This window comes from Streptomyces sp. MK37H (assembly GCF_018035285.1).
Lineage (GTDB): Bacteria > Actinomycetota > Actinomycetes > Streptomycetales > Streptomycetaceae > Streptomyces > Streptomyces endocoffeicus.
Genome location: NZ_JAAAYH010000054.1, coordinates 1 through 23245 on the forward strand (window position 1 = coordinate 1; position 23245 = coordinate 23245).

The 23245-nt window shown below is 69.7% G+C and carries 24 protein-coding genes and 1 pseudogene; 12 read left to right on the plus strand and 13 right to left on the minus strand.

Annotated elements, in window-relative coordinates; translation table 11 throughout:
- Positions 1 to 312 precede the first annotated feature (312 nt).
- From GWI24_RS10865 to GWI24_RS10890, 7 genes and pseudogenes are all read right to left on the minus strand, one after another.
- Positions 313 to 1476, minus strand: coding sequence for a bifunctional class I SAM-dependent methyltransferase/NUDIX hydrolase (locus GWI24_RS10865; protein ID WP_210945698.1), 1164 nt, complete (start codon positions 1474 to 1476; stop codon positions 313 to 315).
- Positions 1477 to 1621: 145 nt separating this feature from the next.
- Positions 1622 to 2257 (minus strand): bifunctional 2-polyprenyl-6-hydroxyphenol methylase/3-demethylubiquinol 3-O-methyltransferase UbiG, encoded by a 636-nt coding sequence (locus GWI24_RS10870; protein WP_210945699.1) that lies wholly within the window; start codon positions 2255 to 2257, stop codon positions 1622 to 1624.
- An 84-nt stretch (positions 2258 to 2341) separates the two neighbouring features.
- Positions 2342 to 2666, minus strand: a pseudogene (locus GWI24_RS45060) (ATP-binding cassette domain-containing protein); the annotation flags it as partial.
- A 79-nt stretch (positions 2667 to 2745) separates the two neighbouring features.
- Positions 2746 to 2970: a hypothetical protein gene (locus tag GWI24_RS10875; protein ID WP_210945700.1), complete on the minus strand. Its 225-nt coding sequence runs from the start codon at positions 2968 to 2970 to the stop codon at positions 2746 to 2748.
- Positions 2971 to 3130: 160 nt separating this feature from the next.
- Entirely contained in the window at positions 3131 to 3775 is a 645-nt protein-coding gene (locus GWI24_RS10880; protein WP_210945724.1) for a class I SAM-dependent methyltransferase, read from the minus strand.
- Positions 3776 to 4179: 404 nt separating this feature from the next.
- Positions 4180 to 5592, minus strand: coding sequence for an amidase (locus tag GWI24_RS10885; protein WP_210945701.1), 1413 nt, complete (start codon positions 5590 to 5592; stop codon positions 4180 to 4182).
- Between the two features lie 159 nt (positions 5593 to 5751).
- Entirely contained in the window at positions 5752 to 5955 is a 204-nt protein-coding gene (locus tag GWI24_RS10890; protein WP_247616183.1) for a hypothetical protein, read from the minus strand.
- A gap of 201 nt (positions 5956 to 6156) precedes the next feature.
- Between GWI24_RS10890 and GWI24_RS10895 the strand changes: the two genes are divergently transcribed.
- The gene (locus GWI24_RS10895) at positions 6157 to 6324 is read left to right on the plus strand and encodes a MarR family transcriptional regulator (protein WP_210945702.1); all 168 of its coding nucleotides are present in this window, start codon (positions 6157 to 6159) and stop codon (positions 6322 to 6324) included.
- 48 nt (positions 6325 to 6372) lie between these two features.
- Here the strand turns inward: GWI24_RS10895 and GWI24_RS10900 are convergent, their stop codons facing one another.
- A complete protein-coding gene (locus tag GWI24_RS10900) occupies positions 6373 to 7281 on the minus strand; it encodes a LysR family transcriptional regulator (protein WP_210945703.1) in 909 nt (302 codons plus the stop codon).
- Positions 7282 to 7389: 108 nt separating this feature from the next.
- Here GWI24_RS10900 and GWI24_RS10905 point away from each other — a divergent pair, with 108 nt between their 5' ends.
- Positions 7390 to 8460: a YeiH family protein gene (locus GWI24_RS10905; RefSeq protein WP_210945704.1), complete on the plus strand. Its 1071-nt coding sequence runs from the start codon at positions 7390 to 7392 to the stop codon at positions 8458 to 8460.
- Between the two features lie 286 nt (positions 8461 to 8746).
- Here the strand turns inward: GWI24_RS10905 and GWI24_RS10910 are convergent, their stop codons facing one another.
- Positions 8747 to 9631, minus strand: a complete 885-nt coding sequence (locus GWI24_RS10910; RefSeq protein WP_210945705.1) for an NAD-dependent protein deacetylase — start codon at positions 9629 to 9631, stop codon at positions 8747 to 8749.
- Positions 9632 to 9800: 169 nt separating this feature from the next.
- On the opposite strand from GWI24_RS10910, the gene nthB reads away from it, so the two are divergent.
- From nthB to GWI24_RS10925, 3 genes are read left to right on the plus strand one after another with little or no spacing between them, the layout of a single operon-like run.
- Entirely contained in the window at positions 9801 to 10472 is a 672-nt protein-coding gene (gene nthB / locus GWI24_RS10915; protein WP_210945706.1) for a nitrile hydratase subunit beta, read from the plus strand.
- Positions 10469 to 11071, plus strand: a complete 603-nt coding sequence (nthA, locus tag GWI24_RS10920; protein ID WP_210945707.1) for a nitrile hydratase subunit alpha — start codon at positions 10469 to 10471, stop codon at positions 11069 to 11071. The genes nthB and nthA overlap by 4 nt, the downstream gene beginning before the upstream one ends.
- Positions 11068 to 11406 carry a nitrile hydratase accessory protein gene (locus tag GWI24_RS10925; RefSeq protein WP_210945708.1) on the plus strand — a complete coding sequence of 113 codons (339 nt, stop codon included), beginning with the start codon at positions 11068 to 11070 and terminating at the stop codon, positions 11404 to 11406. The genes nthA and GWI24_RS10925 overlap by 4 nt, the downstream gene beginning before the upstream one ends.
- Before the next feature lie 84 nt (positions 11407 to 11490).
- Here the strand turns inward: GWI24_RS10925 and GWI24_RS10930 are convergent, their stop codons facing one another.
- A complete protein-coding gene (locus tag GWI24_RS10930; protein ID WP_210945709.1) occupies positions 11491 to 11676 on the minus strand; it encodes a hypothetical protein in 186 nt (61 codons plus the stop codon).
- Between the two features lie 379 nt (positions 11677 to 12055).
- Between GWI24_RS10930 and GWI24_RS10935 the strand changes: the two genes are divergently transcribed.
- From GWI24_RS10935 to GWI24_RS10950, 4 genes are all read left to right on the plus strand, one after another.
- Complete coding sequence (locus tag GWI24_RS10935) at positions 12056 to 13171, plus strand: Xaa-Pro peptidase family protein (protein WP_210945710.1); 1116 nt, start codon at positions 12056 to 12058, stop codon at positions 13169 to 13171.
- Between the two features lie 348 nt (positions 13172 to 13519).
- A complete protein-coding gene (locus tag GWI24_RS10940) occupies positions 13520 to 16927 on the plus strand; it encodes a CARDB domain-containing protein (RefSeq protein WP_210945711.1) in 3408 nt (1135 codons plus the stop codon).
- Positions 16928 to 16985: 58 nt separating this feature from the next.
- On the plus strand, positions 16986 to 17264 hold the full coding sequence (locus GWI24_RS10945) for a VOC family protein (protein WP_308343609.1): 279 nt from the start codon (positions 16986 to 16988) through the stop codon (positions 17262 to 17264).
- A gap of 21 nt (positions 17265 to 17285) precedes the next feature.
- Positions 17286 to 18143, plus strand: a complete 858-nt coding sequence (locus tag GWI24_RS10950) for a class I SAM-dependent methyltransferase (RefSeq protein ID WP_210945712.1) — start codon at positions 17286 to 17288, stop codon at positions 18141 to 18143.
- Between the two features lie 138 nt (positions 18144 to 18281).
- On the opposite strand, the gene GWI24_RS10955 is transcribed toward GWI24_RS10950, so the two are convergent.
- Complete coding sequence (locus tag GWI24_RS10955; RefSeq protein WP_210945713.1) at positions 18282 to 18884, minus strand: TetR/AcrR family transcriptional regulator; 603 nt, start codon at positions 18882 to 18884, stop codon at positions 18282 to 18284.
- 157 nt (positions 18885 to 19041) lie between these two features.
- Here GWI24_RS10955 and GWI24_RS10960 point away from each other — a divergent pair, with 157 nt between their 5' ends.
- A complete protein-coding gene (locus GWI24_RS10960; protein WP_210945714.1) occupies positions 19042 to 19656 on the plus strand; it encodes a dihydrofolate reductase family protein in 615 nt (204 codons plus the stop codon).
- A gap of 30 nt (positions 19657 to 19686) precedes the next feature.
- Here the strand turns inward: GWI24_RS10960 and GWI24_RS46805 are convergent, their stop codons facing one another.
- Positions 19687 to 20406 (minus strand): helix-turn-helix domain-containing protein, encoded by a 720-nt coding sequence (locus tag GWI24_RS46805; RefSeq protein WP_210945715.1) that lies wholly within the window; start codon positions 20404 to 20406, stop codon positions 19687 to 19689.
- Positions 20407 to 20641: 235 nt separating this feature from the next.
- Here GWI24_RS46805 and GWI24_RS10970 point away from each other — a divergent pair, with 235 nt between their 5' ends.
- Positions 20642 to 21307, plus strand: coding sequence for a DUF4097 family beta strand repeat-containing protein (locus tag GWI24_RS10970; RefSeq protein WP_210945725.1), 666 nt, complete (start codon positions 20642 to 20644; stop codon positions 21305 to 21307).
- A gap of 155 nt (positions 21308 to 21462) precedes the next feature.
- Positions 21463 to 22653, plus strand: a complete 1191-nt coding sequence (locus GWI24_RS10975; protein ID WP_210945716.1) for an alginate lyase family protein — start codon at positions 21463 to 21465, stop codon at positions 22651 to 22653.
- A gap of 190 nt (positions 22654 to 22843) precedes the next feature.
- On the opposite strand, the gene GWI24_RS10980 is transcribed toward GWI24_RS10975, so the two are convergent.
- Complete coding sequence (locus GWI24_RS10980) at positions 22844 to 23224, minus strand: helix-turn-helix domain-containing protein (RefSeq protein WP_210945717.1); 381 nt, start codon at positions 23222 to 23224, stop codon at positions 22844 to 22846.
- Positions 23225 to 23245: the final 21 nt, after the last annotated feature.

The window sequence follows — 23245 nt, forward strand, 5'->3', positions numbered from 1 at the left end:
CGCGGGACACGCGGAGGTTGCGCGTCATGGCGCGGAGGCGAGGATTCCGAGGCCGGACGGCCGCCGGTGCTGGTGACGACTGCGTGAACGCCTTGAACAGGCGCCCACAGGAAGGCTCATGATGACCGCACCCAGTGACACTCGTTCCCCGGTGACACTCGGCCGGACCCTGGATGTCTTCCGGCTGCCGCACCCGGCCACAGCGCGCTGGACGGAAGCGTCCCTGACCCACTCTCGGGGGACCTGACAACCTCTGGCCCGGGATCATGCGCGTGCGGTGCCGTCCGCCGCGGCCGTGGAGGGTGCCGTGCGTCAGGCGTAGGGAGTGAAATGCGCTGGGGTGTGGTCGATGGGCAGGTCGGGGCGCCAGGCGGTGAGGATCTGGGCGCTGCACACGAACAGGCCGTCGGGCAACTGGTCCAGGGGGTACCAGGCCCAGTCACCGACGCTCTCGTCCGGCTGGGTGCCCGGCTGGCCTTGCCAGGTGCTGACGATGGCGCCGACGGTGACCCGCACGATGTCTCCGACGTGGTCGACGAGCGTGCCCAGGAGTGTGACGTCGTCGGGTCGGGCGATCAGACCGGTTTCCTCGGCGAGTTCGCGGATCACGGTCGCTTCGAGGGATTCCCCGGCCTCCACGGTGCCTCCCGGTAGTTCGAGGGTGCCGCGACGGTGGCGCCCGAGGAGTACGCCCTGGTCGCTGAGGACGATGGCGCCGACGCCGATGGCGGCGTGCGGCGCGGGCGGTCGGGTGGTGCGGGGTCGGCTGGAGATGCGTGCGGGGCGGTTTGGGAGGCGGCGGGCGCGGATGAGCTGCTGCACGACGGGGTTGTTCTCGTCGGAGGGGCGCAGGAGGTCGATGGCCTCGACTCGGAAGCCGTGCTCGGTGAGCAGGTCCTCCCACAGTTGCGGTGCCAGGACCCACATCCGGGTGGGCAGCGGCGGATCGTTGCGGAGCCTGAGCATCTGCTCGCGTGGCGCGGCTGTCGTGGATGGGCCGCGGCCGTTCAGGTCGGTGTGGAGGAGCGAGAGGATCAGCGGGGCGCCGGGGCGCAGGCCGTCGCGTAGCGCGGGCAGGGATCGGTGCGGGTCGGTGAAGGCGAGGCTGCCGATGGCGTACGCGGCGTCGAAGGGCTGGGCGGTGCGGAGGTAGTCGATCACGTCGCCATGTACGAATTGGACGCCGGGGGTGTCTGCATGCGTACCGGTGGCGCGTTGGTGCTGGGTGCAGGACAGCTCGATCGCGGTGACCTGCGCATCGTGCACGCGGGCCAGGTGCACGGCGTGGTGGCCGGGGCCGGAGCCGATGTCCAGGACGCGTTTGCCGGTGACGTCACCAAGGACCTCGGCACCGGGACCGACCCCCTCCCACGGAGCCCACTCCAGCCGTTCGGGGACGGGTGGCATGTACCCACGGTTCAGCTGACGTTGGCCGTAGACGGTCCAGGCTTCGGCGTTGAGGTCCTCAATGGACACGGGGACTCCCGAGAGCAGAGAGAAGAGAGTGGTGACTGCGCGGCTTCATCATCCGGTTTGGCCATCAAGACCTCGTGCTCGTCGCGGATGCACAGGCGGCCGTACACCGTGTGATGGGGCACCGTCTGAACGTACTCCGCGGGAATCATGGACAAGGAGTGGCCGGGCCGTCCCGGACGGTGGTCGAACTCGAAAGCGAGGGCGGTGGCGTGGCCTCGGCCGGGTGAGGGCCGCGCAGGACTACGAAGGCCAGTCCTTCGGCGTCGTGGCGTTCGGTGGTGGACCAGCCGGCCCGCAGGTGGGCGAGTTCGTCCTCGTCGAGCGCGATGCCGCGCCGCTCGGCCGGGGTGTCGGCGGCGAGGGGCGTGGTGACCACGATGGCGGCGCCGGGTCGCAGGCGGCTGCCGAGGGCCCGCATGGTTCGGTCGCGGTGTTTCAGGAAGGGATACACGAACCGGAGGGTGATCACGTCGTAGCCGTCGGCGTGCAGTGGTGCCCAGTCGTCGAGCTCGATGTCCAGGCGCAGCCACCGGGCGGCATGTCCGTGCTGGGCGGTTGCCTCGGCGAGGGCGTTGTCGGACCAGTCGACGGCGTCGACGTGGTAGCCGAGCGAGGACAGATGGGCTGCCAGTTCTCCGACCCCGCACCCGACGTCGAGGGCCTTGGCGTCGACCGGGGCGGGGAGGTGTGTGGCAAGCAGTGACCGCTCGCGGTCGCTGAGTCGGCGATAACGGCGGCCATCGGCGTAGCCGGAGTTCCATTCGTCCTGCGTGGTGAACACGAGGGGCACGTCCTTCCCGAGAGCGGCGGGTTCATGGCAGCAGCGCAGAGGATGTGGAGGGACCGGGGCGCTCGGCGCTGGTGGTCATGCGCAGTTGCTCGCCTCGCCGCCCGTACGCCGCTGAAGCGCCCACAGGGACCTGAACAGCCCCGGCTCCCGGGTGAGTTGCGTGTACGTCCCTTCCTGCACGACCCGTCCTTGGCCAGACCCCGTAGTCCGGTGAAGATGTGGTGCTCGGCGCGAGCGTCCAGCGCGGCGGTGGGCTCATCCATCACGAGCAGAGCCGCCTTCCGGTGGAACGCCCTCGTCAGCACCACACGCTGCCACTGCCCCCGGACAGCTGCTGCCCTCCGGACCACTCCGATGTCAAAAGGGTGTCGAGTCCTGATCGCAGGCTGGGCAGTATGTCCATGGGGCGTCGAAGCCCGGAGGGCCCCGGTGCGCGACGCGCGACCGCTCGCACGGGCGTCCGGGGCAATGAGAGCCGACTACACCTCGTCGGTGGCGAACAGCTCGAGGTGCCCGCACTTGGGGCAGCGGAATGCCACTATCTGCCGCCGGGGTCGGCCCGTCCGCTTGGCACCCCCGAAAAATCCCCGCTCCATCGCGCCCTCGATCCAGCGCGCGTACCCGCGCGAGTGCTCGCCGGCGTCCTCGATGAAACCTTCCGCCAGACCGACGGTGCCGCAATGGGTGCACGTGTAGTTGTTCATCCTGCGAGTGTAGGAAACCGTGCGCCCAGGGCCGACACGTAGCCGTTGACTCCTGCCCGGTTGGGACGACGGAGTTCCAGGCACACGGCCGGTACGCCCCGCGCAGTCCCCGAATGTCCCGTCTCGAACATGGTCAGCCGCAACTGGACTGCTGACGTGGCTAGGACTGACGGCGTGCGAAGAGGACCGCACCTGGAACGCTCTCGTCGGGGTCGATCAGCATTTGCGCCTCGACGGTGAACCCGGCATCGCGTAGCCAGGCCGCCACTTGGTCAGGCTGGCGGCGGTGAACGTAGACCTTCATCGGGTGGCCGCCGTAGCCCTGCGTCTTCAGCTTCGACTCGTCGCCGACGTGAAAGCCGAGCAGCAGTGGTCCGCCGGGGCGCAACACGCGCCGGAAGTGGCCGAAGACCGTGGGCACTGCTTCGTCGGGGACGTGAATCAACGACCAAAATGCGAGCAGGCCGACGACTGAAGCATCGGCGAGGTCGAGGTCGGTCATCGAACCCACCTCGAACCGCAGGTGGGGGTGATCACGCCGAGCCACGTCGATCATCGCGGATGAAAGGTCGATGCCGAAAGCGTCCACACCCAGCTCGCGCAGGTGAGCGGTGACGTGTCCAGGTCCGCAGCCCACGTCCGCCACCGGTCCACCGCCAGCGGCGTGCACCAAGTCGGCGAACAGCGCCAGAGCCGCCCGAAGATACGGCGCCTCGGCCAGAGCCTCGCGTAGTCGGTCGGCGTAGCTGACCGCGACCGTGTCGTAGGAGGTTCGGGTGTCTGCCAACCAGCGGTCCGCGTTCATGGCTCGACAGAGTAGTGCGGTGATCAGGATGACGAACCAGATCAACTGAGATCAACGACGAATCAGACCAGGTCACTTGAGACGGGGGCCGGATCCTTCGAGACGGGACACCGAACCACAACCGAGCAGAGGAGCGGACGCTGCGCAGCGACGTGGAGGCCGCGCCCGCCGGTCGATGAAAGCGCCTGAGGTCGCGATTCGGTCGGCCGATGACCGGCCGGACGCCGGCCGTGTGGGGCGCAATCGGTCGGGCTGTGCGGTCTCACGTTCGCTGCTGTCCCGGCGGCCGGCGCCGGAGCCGCCGTCTCGGCCGCAGATGGGTGGCCGGCGTCTCGGAGTGGTCAAAGGCCCGGGTGTGGGCCAAACTGCACAGCTTGGCAACGCCGGATGGATCGGCGGCCGGGTCAGATGAGGTCGGGGTGGCGGTGCCGGACCGGGCTGATTTCCTCCAGGGCCGCGCCGAGCCGCAGGATCGTCGCCTCGTCGTACCAGCGGGAGACGAGCTGGATGCCGATCGGCAGTTTCCCGCCGGTGGCTCCGAAGGGGAGGGAGAGTGCGGGCAGGCCGGTGAGATTGAACGGGACCGTCGCGCGCATGATGCCGCGTGCCGGGACGGTGACGTCGCCGACATCGAAGGTCTGCCGGGCGTGCGGCGGCGCGGGGATGGGGCACACGGGGCACAGCAGGACGTCGTAGTGGTCGAAGTAGCCGGAGAACATCGAGCTGAGCGCCTCGACCTGTTGCTGGGCGGCGACATAGTCGGTCAGCGTCACGTCCGGCGCGGTCAGCGCGCGCCGGATGACGCCGTGCAACTCGGGCTCGCGGCCGGCGACGGCCTGCCGGAAGTACGGCACGACCTCGGCAGTGAACAGCACCGCGCTCAGCGCGGTCGCGTCGAGGGTCTCCAGCTCGGGGAGTGGGGCCGGTTCGACCGCGCAGCCCAGGGTGCGCAGGGCGTCGGCCGCCGCGGTGACGGTGGCCGCCACGTCGCGATCCACCGGGCCGAAGGCGGGCTCGGTTGCCCAGCCCACCCGTAGCCCGGCTACACCCCTCGGCCCGGGCAGGTCGGCAGGGTGCGGGTGGTGCCGCACGTAACCGTCGACACCGTCGGGTCCCGCGAGGACCCTCAGCGCGGCCGTGATGTCCCGCACACTGCGGGCCATTGGACCGACGTGCCAGTAGCGCCGGGGAACCTCGGGCCAGTGGCCGGTGGTCGGGATGCGGCCCCGGGTGGCTTTCAGCGCGACGATGCCGGTGTCGTGGGCCGGCCCCCGCACCGAGATGGCGACATCGCTGCCCAATCCGAGCGGGGACATCCCGGCGGCGATCGCGGCTGATTCCCCACCACTTGATCCGCCTGGAGTCCGCTCGGGGTCCCAGGGGTTGAGTGACCTACCGGTGATGACGTTGTCAGTCTCGGTCCAGTAGGAGAACTCGGGCAGGTTCGTCTTGGCCAGCGGAATCCCGCCCGCCGCACGGAGTCTGGCCACCGCGGTCGCGTCTGCGGCCGGGACATGGTCCCGGAACAGGGCCGAGCCGCGTGCGGCGACCACCCCCGCCACATCCAGCGAGTCCTTGACCGTGAACGGGACGCCGTGCAATGCGCCCAGAGCCGTGCCCGCCCGCACGGCCCGGTCGGCGGCGCGCGCCGCGTCGAGTGCCCGCTCGGCGGTCACCGTCACGGCGTTGATTTCCGGGTCGACCGCCGCGATACGGTCCAGGTGCGCCTGTACCACTTCCACGGCGGATACCTGTCGTCCTGCGATGAGTGCCGCCAGCTCGGTCGCGTCCCGGTAGTACAGCTCACTCTCGCCCACGGGCAAGCCCTTCCGCCGTCAATAAGATGCAGGGCGCATTTACATCCGCAGCGTACGCCGCGGGCCTGCCAGGACGTACCAACTGCCAATAGCGGCCCGCGAGCAGGTGAAGAAGCAGGTACGACCGCCGCGCGCCGCGATACCCGGATAGGGGATGTCTCAGCCGCGTATGGTCACGCCGTGGCGCGTGCGCAGTCGGTGCAGCTCCCACAGGGAGAGTCCGGTCACCGACAGCGGGCCGCCGAACAGGGAGCAGAGCCGGGCCCACAGCGGCCCGTTGGGCAAGCCGCTCCCGGTCAGGTTGAAGACGGCGATGATCCAGACCATCACCACGGTGAGCACGGCCGGCAGCGCGGCGTGCACATAGGCGGTGTTGAAGGCGGAGCGGGCGACGTAGGCCGAGGCCAGGAAGAAGAACGGCAGGCCCCACAGTACGAACGCGAGCGCGGGGACGGCGGCCTCCGCGGGGCCGGATCCAGCAGGGGAAGGGCCTGCTCTGCGACCAGCAGACGGAAACCTCCGCCGACGATCTCGTCGAGCGGTCCTGCCGAGTTCAGCGTGCTGATGACCTTGTGGCGCGCGGCCGGGCGCGAGCTGTGCGTCGGTGAGCTCTCCGAGTCGCTCGGCTGGGTGAAGAGCCGCGTCTCGCGTCAGCTGACCCGCATGGAGAAGCGCGGTTTCGTGGCACGGACCGCGAGCGGTGCTACGGCCGCTGTACCGGGATCAAGCTGACCGCCGAGGGGCGAGATGGCGCCGATGTCGCGTCGGCCCCGCAGCGCCTCATGCCTTCTTTCCGCGGCGTCTCGTCACGGCCAGAAGTTCCGCCGCGGGGCCGACGGGGACGCGTCCCGAAGCCCAGACGGCTCGCAATTCACGGCGTAGTTCGATGCCCTCGACCTCCACCGACACAAGGCGGCCATCGGCGAGGTCGGCCCCTACCGCGAGTTCGCTGATGACTGCCGGGCCGGTTCCGGCGATCACGGCATTGCGCACGGCGGTCGCCGACCCCAGCTCCAGGAGAGGCAGCGGTTCGCCCACGCCGGCCTTGCGCAGAGCCTGGTCCAGGGTCTCCCGGGTGCCCGATCCGCGTTCGCGCAGCACCAGCGGCGCGGCCACGAGCTCGGCGACGCTCAGCGGGCGACGGCGGCGCGTCCAGGGGTGCCCCGGGGCGACCACCACGAGCAGCCGGTCGCGGGCGACCTGCCGGGCGGACAGCCCTGCCGGGGCCCGCGGTGACTCGACGAACCCCAGGTCCGCCGCTCCGCTGCGCAGCAGATCCGGAACCTGTTCGCTGTTGGTCACCTGGAGACCGACGTACAACTCCGGCCGAGTGCGGCGCAGCTCGCCGATCCAGCCCGGTACCAGACACTCGGCCACCGTCATGCTGGCCGCCACCCTCAGCTCGGCGTCCCGCTTCGTACGCAGCGCCTCCGTGCCGGTCAGCAGCCCCTCCATCTCCTGCAGGACCCGCTGCCCCCAGCCCGCCACGGCCCGGCCCGCGTCGGTGAGCTGCGACCCCCGCCGCGTCCGGTCCACCAGCACCAGGCCCAGCCTGCGCTCCAGCATGGACAGCCGCTTGCTCGCCGACGGCTGCGTAAGACCGAGCTGCGCCGCCGCACCGCTCAAGCTCCCCACGTCTCCGACCAGGACGAGCAGTCGCAGTGATTCCGGATCCGGCAACTGGCTCATAGCTCCAGGGTATGGGCCGGACCCGGTCGGCAGTCATGCCTCTTGGCTATGACCTCCTCACCATCTCGGGGCTACAACCGTGGTCCGGAGCGCATCAGAGTCGAGGCCATGAGCGAAGATCTGGACTGTCCGGTCCGTGCACGGCCGGAGGCCGAACCGGCGCGGGCGTCCCGGCCCGCCGTGACCTCTCTCGTACCTGGTCTGGCCCTCGTCCTGGCCCTCGCGGTGGCGGGCACGGCGGTGGGGAAGATGTTCCCGATCGTCGGCGGCCCGGTGGCCGGGATCGTCCTCGGTGTGCTGCTGGCCGCCCTGAAGAGGACAGGAGCGCGGTGGCGTCCCGGCATCGGTTTCGCGAGCAACCGAGTCCTGCAGATTTCGGTCGTCGTCCTGGGCTCGCAACTGTCGCCGGCCCAGATCGTCCAGGTGGGTGTCGGCTCGATTCCGGTGATGATCGGCTCATTGGTGGTCTGTCTGACCGCCGCATACGGCATCGGCCGGTGGCTCGGCATCGTCGGGGACCTTCGCGCGCTGATCGGCGTGGGCACAGGCGTCTGCGGCGCGTCGGCGATCGCGGCGGCCGCCCCGGTCATCGGCGCGGCCGGGGCCGAGGTGGCCTACGCGGTCTCCACCATCTTCCTGTTCAACATCGCCGCCGTGCTCACCTTCCCGCTGCTCGGCTACCTGCTGGGGATGAGCCAGCACAGTTTCGGCCTCTTCGCGGGGACGGCGGTCAACGACACGTCTTCAGTGGTCGCCGCCGCCACCAGCTACGGCCGGACCGCGGCGGACCACGCGGTCGTCGTCAAACTCACCCGCAGCCTCATGATCATCCCCATCTGCCTGGGACTGGCCTGGCTGGTGAGACGCCGCAACCGTGCCGCGGCGGAGGCCACGGCCCGTCCCCGGCTTCGGGTGGCCAAGCTGGTGCCCGGATTCCTGATCGGCTTCCTGCTGATGACCACGGCGAACGGCCTGGGTTTCATCCCGGCTGCCGCCCACCACGGACTCGGCGAGCTCTCGGTCTTTCTCATCACCGTCGCGCTCGCCGCGACGGGCCTGTCCACCGACCTCGCAGCACTGCGCCGCACCGGCCCCCGACCGCTCATCCTCGGTGCCTGCCTGTGGGTGGTGGTCTCGGTCACCAGCCTCCTGCTCCAACTCCTGACCGGTTCCTTGTGAGTGGGAGCCTGGCCGTGAGGTCCGCGAAGCAAGCGAGCGTATCGATCGTTGTCAGGCGGGAAGCGGTCAAGAACCTTCAGTCGCACCTTCAGTCGCATCTTCTGCGCGAGCGTGGCCAACGCGTGCGCCGCGTGCTTCGAGCCGTTGTTCAACGCCCGGCGGTACGGATGGCGAGGTTGTTCGCGGCATCGAGATGGCCTTTACCGAGCGCCTGACGGTACCGGGATTCGGCACCGGCGAGTGGCCAGTCCCTCGCCGCGGCCGCGAAGAGGGACCACGGATCTGGCTACTGACCTGGGATGCCCAGTTGGTCGGCCACGGCGGTGAGGGCCGTCCCCAGCGGGAGCGCGACCCGGGTGACGGCGTGCCGGTCGCCCCGGGTCGGGTCGAGGTTGACGATCAGCACCGGCTTTCCGGTCTGGGCGGCCTGGCGGGCGAACCGGAGTCCGGACATCACTGTCAGTGAGGAACCGAGGACCAGCAGCGAGGCCGCCTCACGGACCAGTTCGCGGCAGTGCTCGACCCGCTTCGGCGGTACGGCTTCGCCGAAGAACACCACGTCGGGTTTGAGGATGCCGCCGCAGACCGTACAGGGCACTACGCGGAAGTCCCCGACCTGTTCGTCGGTGAGGTCGGCGTCGCCGTCCGGGTTGATTCCGGCGGCCACCGGCTCGAAGCCCACATTGGCCTCCTCAAGCCGCCAGGCGAGTTCGCGGCGCGGGCTGAAGGCGCCGCAGGAAAGGCAGACGACCCGGTCCAGGCTTCCGTGGAGTTCCACGACGCCCTCGCTGCCGGCGGCCTGGTGCAGGCCGTCGACGTTCTGGGTGATCACGCCCGAGAGCAGGCCATGCCGCCCGAACGCGGCCACGGCCCGGTGCCCGTCGTTGGGGCGGGCGCGGCCGAAGGTGCGCCAGCCGAGGTGGCTGCGGGCCCAGTACCGGCGCCGGGCCTGGGCGCTGGCGGTGAAGTCCTGGTAGGTCATCGGGGTGTGCCGGCTCAGGCTCCCGCCCGCGCCCCGGTAGTCGGGGATGCCCGACTCCGTGGAGATGCCCGCCCCGCTGAGCACCAGCACACCGCCGGTGCTCAGTGCGTCGGCGACCGGTTCCAGATCCGTGCTGCCCGGCGGCAGGTCCTCGGCAGGGGTCCAGCTCAAAGTGGGGCGCATGCGCATGCCGCCAGAGTACGGAACAGGCTGCCACCACCCGCGTTCGGAGGGCCGGGCGGGGTGCTGGTGCGCGGCCGAGGCGTATTCGAGGCGCCGTCGTCGCGGCACGGATGACATCTGGCGTATACGATTCGGGGCATCTGGTCCATTATGTTCGCATTTGGGGAGTGGTGCAGTGGAGGGGATTGCCGATATGGGCGGTACCCCGGGATGGGGCCCCGTTCATCCGCCGAGGCGTGATGAGCCGGTCTTCGAGGAGCCCTGGCAGAGCCGGGCATTCGCGCTGGCGAGTCTCTCCGGCCGCATCGCGTACGGCGGCGTCAACCTGGACGCCTTCCGGCACGCGCTCGAGCGTCTGGACCGAGCCGCCTACCTGAACGACGGCTACTTCGGGCGATGGCTCAACGGCGCGGAGCTGATGCTCACCGATAGCGCCATTCTGGCGCCGGGTGCCATCGACGCCCGCGCCCGCAACCTACGGGGCGAACACGTAGCGGAGCCGCCGATCCCCGAGCCCGCGGTACCCGACTACGCGCCGACCGCCGAGGGCTCGCTGCGTTCCGTGGCCACCGCCCCCGCCTTCGCTGTCGGCGAGCGTGTACGGGCCAAGGCCATGCCGGTGCCCGGGCACACCCGGCTGCCGGGCTATGTACGGGGACACACCGGGATCGTCGAGATCGTCCAGCCCGCTTTCGTGCTGCCGGACACCAACGCCCACTTCCAGGGCGAGTATCCGCAGTACGTCTACTCGGTGCGATTCGCCTCACGCGAGCTGTGGGGCTCCGACGCCGAACCCTTCGCGCTCACCGTTGAGCTGTTCGAGACATACCTGGAGACCACCTCATGACCGCCACCCATGGCGGGGCGGGCGAGACCCTTCCCGTGGCCCTGCGTACCGAGGCGCTCGAGCAACTGCTCACCGAACGGGGCCTGATCGACCCGAAGGTGTTGGACGGGATGATCACCACCTACGAGACCAAAGTCGGCCCGCTCAACGGCGCCAAGGTCGTCGCCAGGGCCTGGACCGACCCGGAGTACCGGCGGCGGCTGCTCGACGATGGCACAGCGGCCATCGAGGAGCTCGGCTTCTCAGGGCCGCAGGGCGAGCACATTGTCGTTGTGGAGAACACCGCGACCACCCACAACGTGGTGGTGTGCACCCTGTGCTCGTGCTACCCGTGGCCGGTGCTCGGCTTGCCGCCGAGCTGGTACAAGGACCCCGCCTACCGCGCACGCGTGGTGAAGGAGCCCCGCACGGTGCTGTCCGAGATGGGGCTCGATCTCGACGACGACGTGCGGATCACCGTCCACGACTCCACCAGTGAGGTGCGCTGGTTCGTACTGCCCGAGCGTCCGGCCGGCACCGAGCACCTGTCCGAGGAACAACTCGTGCCGCTGGTGACTCGGGACGCGATGGTCGGCGTGGCCAAGGTGGCGGCGCCATGACCGCGCCGCTGGACATCGAGGGCCCGGCCGCACCGCCGCGCTCCAACGGCGAGTTGGTGTTCGCCGAGCCCTGGGAGGGCCGCGCCTTCGCCATGGCCGTCGGCCTGTACGAGGCGGGCGCGTTCACCTGGCCGCGATTCCAGGCGGCGCTGATCGCCCGGATCGCGGCCTGGGAGACCGCTCTGACACAGGACGAGCCACATCACTACTACCGGCTCTGGCTGGCCGCCCTGGAGGACGTGCTCGTCGGCCTGTGCGTCGTGTCCACGGACGAACTGAACGCACGCACCCGCGCCCTGACGCAACGTCTTCCGGGCCACGACCACCCAGGCTGACCGCGGACCTGCCCGGTGGGGAAGCGATGCGGGTCATGGCCGAAGAGGGGCAGTACCTGGTTTGGTGGTGGCGGGCCGACGGCATCACTCTGGTCCGCCGGAGGTGACCGGTGCCCGGCGGTCGGTGAGGTCCGGAGCGACGAGCCGGGCCATCGTGGGGGCGGCTCGCCGCTCGGGGACGAGGTACAGCAGCTCGACGTCCTCGCCGGAACTCCCGGAGACCGGACCCGGACCCCGGCAGTCGCAGGGCTGCTCGTCGAAACCGGCCAACCGGTTAGGCGATCTCCGACGTGCTCCCGCGGACCGACGATCAGGGTGCCGAGATTCATCGGACCGACGACGTGGTTCACCACCCAAGCGGCGGTTTCGTGCAGGACCCCTCCGGGCAACTCCCGGCGACCGGCCAGAAGGTCGCACCCAGGACACCCCGTCACATCCACGCGCACAGCCTACGCAGAGCCGCGGAAGCCTATCCGATTCTGGAGCGCCGTAGCGAGACGGTTGGCGGAGGCCGAACGGCCAGTGCCCTTATCGGGTTGCCGCTGTGCCGCACTCTGTGGAGGCTGAGGCCGTGAAGGGGCCCTGGCCGGTCGAGGATGGTCTGGCCTGTTGCCTCAGCCCGGCCCGACGCCAGGATGGAGAACTTCCCGTGATCCCCACCGATCTCTACCCCGCCGACCGTCTGGAGCGCGCCCGGGAGGCCGCTGCCGACGCGGGCCTGGGCGCGTTGCTGATCAGTCCCGGCGCCGACCTGCGCTATCTGACGGGTTACCACGCTCTTCCCCTGGAGCGGCTCACCTGTCTCGTGCTCCCCGTGGACGGCGAGCCCTTCCTCCTGGTGCCCGAATTGGAGCGGCCTGCCGCGCTCGCGTCCCCGGCGGGGAACCTCGGCATCGAGATCACCGGATGGGCCGAGACCGAGGACCCGTATGCCCTCGTAGCGGCCAGGCTGCCCGGCGGTATGGCCCGGGTCGGCGTCGACAACCACATGTGGGCCGAGAAGGTCGTCGCCTTCCGCGCCGTGCTGCCCGACACCGACCAGGCACTCGCCGGAGAGGTACTCGGCCGGCTGCGGATCCGCAAGACCGAGGCCGAGGTCGAGGCGCTGCGCCGGGCGGGCGCTGCCATCGACCGGGTGCACGCCCGCATGGGCGAGTGGCTGCGCGCCGGGCGCACCGAACGCGAGGTCGGCCGGGACATCGCGGAAGCCATCGTGACCGAGGGCCATGTGCGGACCGACTTCGTCATCGTCGGCTCCGGACCCCACAGCGCCAGTCCCCACCATGAGCTGTCGGACCGGGTGATCCTTCCCGGTGACCCCGTGGTGGTCGACATCGGGGGGACCACCGAAGACGGCTACTGCTCCGACTCCACCCGCGATTACGTCGTCGGCGAGCCGCCGGCGGAGTACCGGCGGCTGTACGAGGTGCTGTTGACCGCCCAGCGTGCCCAGACCGATGCGGTGCGGCCCGGTATCACCGCCGAGCGACTGGACGCGATCGGCCGGGATGTCATCACGGACGCGGGCTTCGGGGCGCACTTCATCCATCGCACCGGTCATGGCATCGGGCTGGAAACTCACGAGGAGCCCTACATCGTGGCGGGCTCAGCCCTGCCGCTGGAGCCTGGCATGGCCTTCTCCGTCGAGCCGGGCATCTATCTTCCCGACCGGTTCGGAGCCCGGATCGAGGACATCGTCATCTGCACCGACGACGGCGGTGAGCGGCTCAACCGCACCAGCCGCGAACTGGTCGTACTGCCCTGACCGTCCGCTACGGTCTTCAGCCGCTTCCCACCGTCCCCGAGCCGGGTTCGTTCTTGCTGCAGCCGATCAAGTACTGCCGTGTACCAGGTCGTTGACAAAGTCGATGAGCGGTAGAAATCTGTCAAAGCATCGCTGCAAAAGATAGACGAAATCACTCAAGTCTTGCACTGCGGCCGGCTCGGCACCACCGCGGCATCGTCTGGGCCTGCTGAACACCGTCATCGTCCACCAGGCGCACCAGTCCCTCATGCCTCCGTGCTCCCTGCCCCCGAGATGTGCCGCGCGTCGGTGGGCGGCGGGTGGCGGGGCCGGTTGCGAGCGCTCAGGGGAAGGGATCGAGAGGGCCTCATGAGAAGAAGACATCACGGTCGGCGGTTATCCGCCGGGCTTGTGACGGCAGGTCTGCTCACGGTCGGGCTGCTGCCCGTGACAGCCCATGCCGCAGAGGGAGCGGAAGAAGCAGCGAATCTGGCGCTGGGCAGGCCGGTGACGGCCAGTGGGGCACACGGCTCCTACCCGGCGAGCAATGTCACCGACGGCAGCCAGGCCTCGTACTGGGAGGGTCCCGCGGGCTCGTTCCCACAGTGGGTGCAAGTCGACCTCGGGAGCAAGTCGGACATCGACGAGGTGGCACTGAAGCTCCCCGCGTCGTGGGAGTCCCGCACCGAGGCGGTGAGAGTCCAGGCCAGCACTGACGGCCAGGACTTCACCACCGTGGTTCCGGACGTGCGCAAGGACTTCTCGCCATCGTCCGGGAACACCGTGGCGCTCGACGTCACGGCCGAGGCACGGTATGTGCGCGTACAGGTGACCGGCAACACGGGCTGGAACGCCGCCCAGCTCTCCGAGGTGGAGGTGCGCGGGGAGGCCGACGGGGAGCCGCCCGGAAACCCGCCCGCGGGCACCAACCTGGCCCTGCGCAAGCCGATCGAGGCGTCGTCGACCACCCAGGACTACGTCGCGAGCAACGCCAACGACGGCAGCACCTCCACATACTGGGAGGCGAGCGGCCAGTCCTCGACGCTGACCGCGAAGCTCGGCGCCGACGCCGATCTGACCGGCGTCGTCGTCAAGCTGAACCCCGATCCCGTCTGGTCCACCCGGTCACAGAGCATTCAGGTGCTCGGACGACCGGCCGGAGAGTCCGGTTTCACCTCGCTGAAGGACCGGGCCGACTACACCTTCAGCCCGTCGCAGAACAAGAACACGGTGACCATCCCGGTCACGGGACGGTACGCGGACGTACGCCTGCAGTTCTTCGGCAACACCGGCGCGGGCGGAGGACAGGTCGCCGAGTTCGAGGTCGTCGGCACGGCCGCACCCGCCCCCGACCTGACCGTCACCGAACTCGCCTGGTCGCCCGAGTCGCCCTCCGAGGCGGACGCGGTCACCGTCGAGGCGACGGTCCGCAACGCCGGGACGGCCGCCGCGCCCGCGACCACCGTGAACGTCAGCCTCGAGGGCACGGTCGCCGGCAGCGGAGCCGTCGGCGCGCTCGCGCCGGGCGCTTCGCTGAAGGTGCCGGTCAAGGTCGGTAAGCGGCCCATGGGCAGCTACACCGTCTCCGCCGTCGTCGACCCCGCCGACACGGTCGCCGAGCTCGACAACACCAACAACAGCCGCAACGCCGCCTCGAAGCTGGTCGTCGGCCAGGCCCCCGGACCGGACCTGGAGGTCACCGGCATCACCACCAACCCCGCCAGCCCGGCCGTCGGCGCCAAGGTCACCTTCACCGTCGCGGTGCACAACAGGGGCACGAGCGCGGTGTCCGCCGGATCGGTCACCCGGCTCACCGTCGGCGGGACCACGCTGAACGGCACGGCGGGCACCATCCCGGCCGGTGGCACGGCCACCGTGGCCATCGGCGGCGACTGGACCGCCACCAGCGGGGGAGCGACACTCGCCGCGACGGCCGACGCCACCGACACCGTCGCCGAGACCAACGAGGACAACAACACCTTCGCCCGCTCCCTCGTCGTCGGACGCGGCGCCGCCGTGCCGTACACCGAGTACGAGGCGGAGGACGGCCGGTACGACGGCACCCTGCTGAAGACGGACGCCAAGCGCACCTTCGGGCACACCAACTTCGCCACCGAGTCCTCCGGGCGCGCATCGGTCCGGCTCGACACCAGCGGTCAGTACGTGGAGTTCACCTCCACCACCCCGTCCAACTCGATCGTCGTCCGCAACTCGATCCCGGACGCGGCGGGCGGCGGCGGCAGGGAGGCGACCATCAGCCTCTACGCGGACGGCACGTTCGTCCGCAAACTCACCCTGTCCTCCAAGCACAGCTGGCTCTACGGCACGACCGACGACCCGGAGGGCCTGACCAATCGGCCCGGCGGCGACGCCCGGCGGCTGTTCGACGAGTCCCACGCCCTGCTCACCGACACCTACCCGCAGGGTACGAAATTCCGGCTCCAGCGGGACGCCGGTGACGACGCGGCCTTCTACATCATCGACCTGGTCGACCTGGAGCAGGTCGCGGCACCGGCCGCCAAGCCCGCCGAGTGCGTCTCCATCACCGACTACGGGGCCGTGCCCAACGACGGCATCGACGACGCGGACGCCATCCAGCGCGCCGTCACCGCGGACCAGGAGGGCGTGATCCCCTGCGTGTGGATCCCCGCGGGCCAGTGGCGTCAGGAGAAGAAGATCCTGACCGACGACCCGCAGAACCAGGGCCAGTACAACCAGATGGGTATCCGGGACGTCACCATCCGCGGTGCCGGTATGTGGCACTCCCAGCTCTACTCGCTCATCCCGCCCCAGGAGGCGGGCGGCATCAACCACCCCCACGAGGGCAACTTCGGCTTCGACATCGACGACAACACCAAGATCTCCGACATCGCCATCTTCGGCTCCGGCACCATCCGCGGGGGCGACGGCGGCGCCGAGGGGGGTGTCGGGCTCAATGGCCGCTTCGGCAAGAACACCAAGATCACCAACGTATGGATCGAGCACGCCAACGTCGGCGCCTGGGTCGGCCGTGACTACTCCAATATCCCCGCGCTGTGGGGGCCCGGTGACGGACTCGAGTTCAGCGGCGTACGGATCCGCAACACCTACGCCGATGGCGTCAACTTCACCAACGGCACCCGCAACTCGACCGTGTACAACTCCTCCTTCCGCAACACCGGCGACGACTCGCTCGCCGTCTGGGCCAACAAGTATGTGAAGGACACCTCGGCGGACATCGGCCACGACAACCACTTCCGCAACAACACCGTCCAACTGCCCTGGCGGGCCAACGGCATCGCGGTCTACGGCGGTTACGGCAACACGATCGAGAACAACCTGATCTCCGACACCATGAACTACCCGGGGATCATGCTGGCCACGGACCACGACCCCCTGCCCTTCTCGGGCAAGACGCTCATCGCCAACAACGGCCTGTACCGCACGGGCGGCGCGTTCTGGGGCGAGGCGCAGGAGTTCGGCGCGATCACCCTGTTCGCCCAGGGGCAGGACATCCCGGGGGTCACGATCCGCGACACCGACATCCACGACTCCACCTACGACGGCATCCAGTTCAAGACGGGCGGCGGCGCGATGCCCGGCGTCCAGATCGAGAACGTCACCATCGACAAGTCCAACAACGGGTCCGGCATCCTCGCGATGGGCGGGGCGCGCGGCGACGCCACGCTGACGAACGTGAGGATCACCAACTCGGCTCAGGGCGACGTGGTGAAGGAGCCCGGCTCGCAGTTCGTGATCAACGGCTCCGCGAACCGGTCCTCCGCACCGCGCGATTGAGCACCGCGCCCGGGGCGTCCGCTGCTGCCCCGGAAGGCATCGCGCCTTCCGGGGCAGCGTGCGGCTCGTACGGCGGCGGCCTGTCGTCGCGACCGACCACAACTCCGGTCAGCTCCGCAACGGTGACGGGCCCTACGTCTTCATCTCCGAGATCCCCGAGGATCGAGAGCCCCAGACGCGGATCGTGCTGAAGGCGGCGGACGCGGACGGGTTCCGTCCCGACCCCGCCGTCGAGGTGGTCACGCCGTTCGAGGACACCCATCACGGGACCAAGGAGATGACCGTCCGCGACCCCGACGGGCGCCTGTGGAGCCTCCAGGCTCCCGCCAAGAGCTGACCGCGACGAAAGGGGAACACCGTGGTGGACGAGCAGACCGGGGCGCCGGACAGTACCGCGGTGCGGACCGCTCTCTGGCGGGCCATGCATGTCCAGGTCGACCCACCGCCGCATGTGTTCGAGGACGAGATCGGCCTGCGGCTGGCGGCCCCCGACGCTGACTGGCGCCGCCGCCCCGACATGGACCCGGACGCCACCAGAGGGTTCCGGGCGGCCATGGTGGCCCGCGCCCGTTTCATCGAGGACCTGATCGACGAGCGCGCCGACCACGGCGTCACGCAGTACGTCATCCTGGGGGCCGGTCTGGACACCTTCGCCCAGCGCAGGCCGGAGGCCGCCTCCCGCGTACGGGTCTTCGAGGTCGACCAGCCCGGCCCGCAGGCATGGAAACGCCATCGCCTGGACGAACTCGGCTATGGCATCCCCGACTGGCCGCACCTGGTGCCGGTCGACTTCGAGGCGAGCGAAGACTGGCTGAAGCAGCTGGCCGCCGCCGGCTTCGATACCGGCAGACCCGCGGTCATCGTCTCCACCGGCGTCAGCATGTACCTCACCGAAGACGCCATCGCGGCCACCCTGCGCCAGATCGCCGGGCTCGCACCCGGCTCGACACTCGCCATGACCTTCCTGCTGCCGGTCGAACTCCTCGACGCCGCCGACCGCCCCGGCTTCCGGGCGAGCATGGAAGGCGCGCAGGCATCCGGGACGCCGTTCATCAGCTTCTACAAACCGCCCGAGATGCTGGAACTGGCCCGCGAAGCCGGTTTCGCGGACGTCCGGCATGTGTCGGGGGCCTCGCTCGCCGAGCGCTACTTCGCCGATCGCACCGACGGCCTCCGCCCATCGAGCGGAGAGGATCTGCTGCTGGCCACGACCTGACGCGCACTGCTCTAAGCGCTCCGCGGGAAGTGCCGCGAGATGCCGTCGTGCGTCTGCGGCCGCATCGTGGCTGGTCGCGCAGTTCCCCGCGCCCCTTCGGGGCGCTGCCCGAACCGTAGTGGACTTCCTCCGACCTGCTTAGGGGGCGCGCAGTGCCCGGCGCCAGTAGTCGGTGACGGTGTGGCGCAGCCGTGCGGTGTCCACGGTGTGAGGGTCGAGGAGGTGTTGCAGGCCGATTCCGCGCAGCTGTCCGAGGATCGCGATGGCGACGTCGTCGGGGCCGATGTCCGTGCGTACGTCGCCGTCGGCGATGCCGGCGGCGACGTCGGTGCGCAGGTCGGAGCGGAATGCCTCGTCGCGCTCGCGGAAGATCGGGGCCAGTTCGGACGCGGTGGCCGCTTCGGCCCACAGCAGCAGGAAGGCCCGGTTCATCGTTCCGGCACCCCCGGAGGCCCCGATGTAGCCGTCGACGAGTCGCAGGAGCCGGTCCAGTCCGGGTGGGAGGTCCGCGAGCCCGGGGACGAAACCGGCTTGCGTCGCGCGGGCCAGTCGCTCGATGAGGGTCTGCTTGGACCCGAAGTGATGGGTGACGATCCCGCGGCTGTACCCCGCCTGTTCGCCGACCCGTGCCAGCGTCAGCGACCGCACACCGTGCTCGACGACCAGTTCGGCGGCGGCGTTGAGCAGCGCCGCTTCGGCCTGGGCGCGGCGCTCCTGCTGGGTACGGCGAGTGGTGACCATGCGGATACCTTAACAAGTAACTTGCGTGTTGGCCGACAAGTATGCGTTGGTCCCGAGCGATCCTATGCGTTGATCCTGAGGCCTTATGCGTTGATCCCGAGCGGTCCATGGGCAGCGTGCGCGATGAGTTCGGGCGGCGGCTCGGGTCTGCCCTGACATGACTCGAATCATCGCTGATATCTCGGTCTCCCTCGACGGCTTCGTCACCGGGCCCGACCCCGGCCCGGACAGCGGTCTGGGCACCGGCGGCGAGGCCCTGCACACCTGGGCGTTTTCGGACGACCCCGACGACCGCCGGGTCCTGCGTGAGGGGACCGTCCGCTCGGGCGCCGTCGTCCTCGGCCGTCGGCTCTTCGACGTGGTCGACGGGCCGGGCGGCTGGGACGACACGATCGGCTACGGCGCCGGCGAGGTTGGCAAGCCCGCGTTCGTCGTCGTGACGAGCTCGCCGCCGGAGTCGGTACGGCTCACCGACCTCGACTGGACGTTCGTCACCACCGGTCTGCCCGACGCCGTGGCCGCCGCGCGCGAGCGCGCCGAGGCGGCGTCGTCGGACAGCGGCAAGGACCTCGACGTCGTCCTCATGGGCGGCGGCGCCACGGTCGGCTCGGCGCTCGAGGCCGGGCTGGTCGACGTGCTGTCGCTGCACCTAGCGCCCGTCGTGCTGGGCGCCGGAACGCCACTGTTCACCGGCGGAGCGCCGCGCACACTGGTCCAGCGGAGCGTGACCTCGACAACGACCGCGACGCACCTGACCTACGACATCCTCTGACGACGTCCGACGTCGCCGCGGAACCACCTCTCAGGTTGTTTCGCGTTTGGCGTGGAGGACTTCACGGGCCTGTTCGGCGGCGCGGGTGATGCTTTCGCTGATGAAGTCGAGAAAGCGGGCGATGTTCTCCAGGCGGGTGGCGGCGGGGGTGTGGGGGCCGAGGACGGCGACGCCTTGGCGTGCGGTTTCGACGAGCTGGTCGTTGGATCGGGCGCTGGCGATCGTCGCCTGGTAGAAGAGCTCGTCGTCGACGACGTAGCGGTCACGGCGGCGCTCGTCCCGTTCTCGGCGGACGAGGCTCTGGCTCTCCAGGAAGGCGATCGCCTTGGAGATGGACGCCGGGCTGACCTGGAGGCGCTGGGCGAGTTGGGACGCGGTGAGGCTGCCCGCGTCGGTGGTGAACAGACAGGTCAGCACCCGGGCCGTCATCTTGGGCAGACCCGAGGCCATGAGGACGGTGGTGAGCGTCTCCTCGTACTCGGCCACAGCCTCGGCGTCGCGCCCGTGTGGCTGGGGGACCGGCGCGGGCCCGCGCGAGGAGGCGGGCCTGCGCCGGTGGGCGCGGCGTTCGGTGGCGCGGTGGGCCAGGTCGGCGCGGTAGGCGGTGGGGCCGCCGTTGCGCATCACCTCACGCGTGATCGTCGAGGTCGGACGGCCGAGGCGCCGGGCGATCTCGGCGTAGGGGAGGCTGTCGGCCAGCCCCAGCGCGATCTGCTGGCGTTCCTGCTGGGTGAGCCTGCCTCCCGGCATCGCGGTCTCCTTGGTGATCGTTCGTGGTGGTCTCTGCCCCCAGGGTAGCGTTCACTTCTCACTCATTGCAATGACCGTGGTGGTCGTCGTTGCGTTACTGTCAAGGCCATTGCAACATATTTACTGCTTACACCTGGGTGGATGGCGATTCTATGCAACGAACTCGTTGCCGAGACATGGAAAGCAACGTAGCGTTTCTGGCATCAGAAACACCGAGCGAGCACAGGAGAGCATGATGCAGAAGTTCGACACCCCCGCCCCGATCCGCGTCGTCCTGGCCATCCCCGCCGGACGCGTCCAGTTCATCGCCGCCGACCGCGCCGACACCACCGTCGAGGTCCTGCCCGCCAACCCCTCCAAGAGCCGCGACGTCCAGGCCGCCGAGCAGACCACCGTCGCCTGCGCCGACGGCGTCCTGCGGATCCACGCCCCCGAGCCCAAGAACCAGTTCATCGGCCCCTCCGGATCCCTGGAGGTCACCGTCCAACTGCCCGCGGGCTCCCGTGTCGAGGCCAAGGCCGCCGCCTCCGAGCTGCGTGGTGTCGGCCGCCTCGGTGACGTCGCCTTCGACGGCGCGCACCGCCAGATCAAGATCGACGAGGCCGCGAGCGTCCGCCTCACCGCGCTCGACGGCGACGTCGAGGTCGGCCGGCTGGGCGGCCCCGCGGAGATCAGCACCGCACGGGGTGACATCCGGATCGCCGAGGCGGAGCGCGGCAGAGTCGTGCTCCGCACCCAGTCCGGCGACATCTCGGTCGGTGCCGCCGTCGGCGTCTCGGCCGCCCTGGACGCCGACACCGGCTACGGCCGCGTCAGCAACGCCCTCAAGAACGATGGCACCGCCGAACTCGACATCCGCGCCACCACCTCCCACGGCGACATCACCGCACGCAGCCTCTGACGGAGCGGAACCAGGACCACCCGGCCGGGCGCACAAAGGACTTCCCGGCCATCGCCCGGAGGCATTGACATGTTCACGGGCTGTCCTTATGGTCCAGGCCATCCTGTCCGTATGTGGGAACTGTGTTCTCATCCATGAACAGAAGAGGTCATCGGATGGCACGAACCAGAACCGCGTTACTCAGTGTTCTCGCCCTGCTGGCCGGTCTGCTGAGCCTTCAGCTCAGCGGACCGGCCCCGCGGGCCACGGCCGCGCCGGCCGCCTTCACCCACCCCGGGGTGCTGGTGAGCCGGGCTCAACTCGACTACGCCCGCTCGAAGGCGCAGGCCGGCCAACAGCCCTGGAAGGCCGCCTACGACGACATGATGGGCAGTTCCTACGCCTCGCTGTCGCGTACCCCCCAACCGCGCGCCGTCGTGGAGTGCGGCTCGTCGTCCAACCCCAACCACGGGTGCACCGAGGAGCGCCAGGACGCCATCGCGGCCTACACCGACGCGCTCGCCTGGTACTTCACCCGGGACAGCAGATACGCCAAGAAGTCGATCGAGATCATGGACGCCTGGTCCTCCACGATCACTGATCACACCAACAGCAACGCCCCGCTGCAGTCCGGCTGGTCCGGCGCCACCTGGCCGCGCGCCGCCGAGATCATCAAGTACACCTACGACGGCGGCTGGCCGGGCGCCGGACGCTTCGCCACCATGCTGCGGAACGTGTACCTCCCCGAGGTGATCAACGGTGCCGTCACCAAGAACGGCAACTGGGAACTGGTGATGACCGAGGTGGCCATCGGCATCGCGGTCTTCCTCGACGACCGCTCCGCCTACGACAAGGCGGTCAGCACGTACCTCGACCGCGTCCCGGCGTACGTATACCTGACCAGCGACGGCGATCTGCCCAAGCCGCCCGCGGACAGCAGCATTGACACCGAGGCCGAGATCATCAAGTACTGGCAGGGCCAGAGCACCTTCGCCGACGGCCTCGCCCAGGAGACCTGCCGCGACTTCGGGCACACCGGCTGGGGCATCGCCTCCATCGCCGACATCGCGGAGACCAGCCGCATCCAGGGCCAGGACCTCTACCCGAAGATCCAGGACCGGCTGCGCTACGCACTGGGCTTCCACACCGCCTACGAGAACGGCACCGCCGTGCCGTCCTGGCTGTGCGGCGGCTTCGTCAAGAAGGGCCTCGACCAGGTCGCCGAGGTCGGCTTCAACGCCCTCCACAACCGCCTCGGCATCAGCATGTCCAACACCCAGAAGTACACCGAGGCCCACCGCCCGTCCGGCACGGACAACTACTTCAACGCCTGGACGACCCTCACCCACGCGGACAACCCGTCCTGACCGAACGGTGCCCCGGCCCCCCGCTACCGCCGGGGGGCCGGGGTGCGGGAGCGGTGGACGAGTCCCGAGGAGCAGTGCAGCCGCCTGCCGAAGGAGAAGCCCGGCCCCTTCCAGCACGGCGTCAGACCGAGCGCGGCCGGGCCGATAACGAGTAGCGGCCGAGAGGATACTCAGCGCCCTGGCGGGGGCCTCAGTCGCTATGGGCGACCTGCTCGGGATCGGCGTCGAGCGCATCGAGTACTGCGTCGCCGTTCGCCCTCGCCCACTCGGTCAGCATGTGGATCGGATCGATCAGCGTCGCCCCGAGCGGGGTGAGCTCGTACTCGACGCGGGGCGGCACCTCGGCGTAGGCGTGGCGGCGGATGAGTCCGTGCGCCTCGAGCCGTCGGAGCGTCTGGGTGAGCATCTTGCGGGAGATGCCGCCGATCAGCTCGATCAGCTCGCCATGGCGCACCGGGCCCTTGCTGAGGCCGTAGAGCACGACCGCCGTCCACTTGTCGGCGATGAGCTCGACCGTCAAACGCGCCGGACAGTCGGCGAGAAAGGGACCACCGGGACCGAAGCCGCTCATGGCGCCTAAGGTACCTGCTGG

Excerpts from the sequence above, each read along its gene's own strand:
- GWI24_RS10875 (WP_210945700.1), bottom strand. The coding sequence starts at position 2,970 with ATGAACAACTACACGTGCACCCATTGCGGCACCGTCGGTCTGGCGGAA.
- GWI24_RS10880 (WP_210945724.1), bottom strand. The coding sequence starts at position 3,775 with ATGAACGCGGACCGCTGGTTGGCAGACACCCGAACCTCCTACGACACG.
- GWI24_RS10895 (WP_210945702.1), top strand. The coding sequence starts at position 6,157 with ATGACCTTGTGGCGCGCGGCCGGGCGCGAGCTGTGCGTCGGTGAGCTC.
- GWI24_RS10900 (WP_210945703.1), bottom strand. The coding sequence starts at position 7,281 with ATGAGCCAGTTGCCGGATCCGGAATCACTGCGACTGCTCGTCCTGGTC.
- GWI24_RS10905 (WP_210945704.1), top strand. The coding sequence starts at position 7,390 with ATGAGCGAAGATCTGGACTGTCCGGTCCGTGCACGGCCGGAGGCCGAA.
- GWI24_RS10910 (WP_210945705.1), bottom strand. The coding sequence starts at position 9,631 with ATGCGCATGCGCCCCACTTTGAGCTGGACCCCTGCCGAGGACCTGCCG.
- nthA (WP_210945707.1), top strand. The coding sequence starts at position 10,469 with ATGACCGCCACCCATGGCGGGGCGGGCGAGACCCTTCCCGTGGCCCTG.
- GWI24_RS10925 (WP_210945708.1), top strand. The coding sequence starts at position 11,068 with ATGACCGCGCCGCTGGACATCGAGGGCCCGGCCGCACCGCCGCGCTCC.
- GWI24_RS10940 (WP_210945711.1), top strand. The coding sequence starts at position 13,520 with ATGAGAAGAAGACATCACGGTCGGCGGTTATCCGCCGGGCTTGTGACG.
- GWI24_RS10955 (WP_210945713.1), bottom strand. The coding sequence starts at position 18,884 with ATGGTCACCACTCGCCGTACCCAGCAGGAGCGCCGCGCCCAGGCCGAA.
- GWI24_RS10960 (WP_210945714.1), top strand. The coding sequence starts at position 19,042 with ATGACTCGAATCATCGCTGATATCTCGGTCTCCCTCGACGGCTTCGTC.
- GWI24_RS46805 (WP_210945715.1), bottom strand. The coding sequence starts at position 20,406 with ATGCCGGGAGGCAGGCTCACCCAGCAGGAACGCCAGCAGATCGCGCTG.
- GWI24_RS10970 (WP_210945725.1), top strand. The coding sequence starts at position 20,642 with ATGCAGAAGTTCGACACCCCCGCCCCGATCCGCGTCGTCCTGGCCATC.
- GWI24_RS10975 (WP_210945716.1), top strand. The coding sequence starts at position 21,463 with ATGGCACGAACCAGAACCGCGTTACTCAGTGTTCTCGCCCTGCTGGCC.
- GWI24_RS10980 (WP_210945717.1), bottom strand. The coding sequence starts at position 23,224 with ATGAGCGGCTTCGGTCCCGGTGGTCCCTTTCTCGCCGACTGTCCGGCG.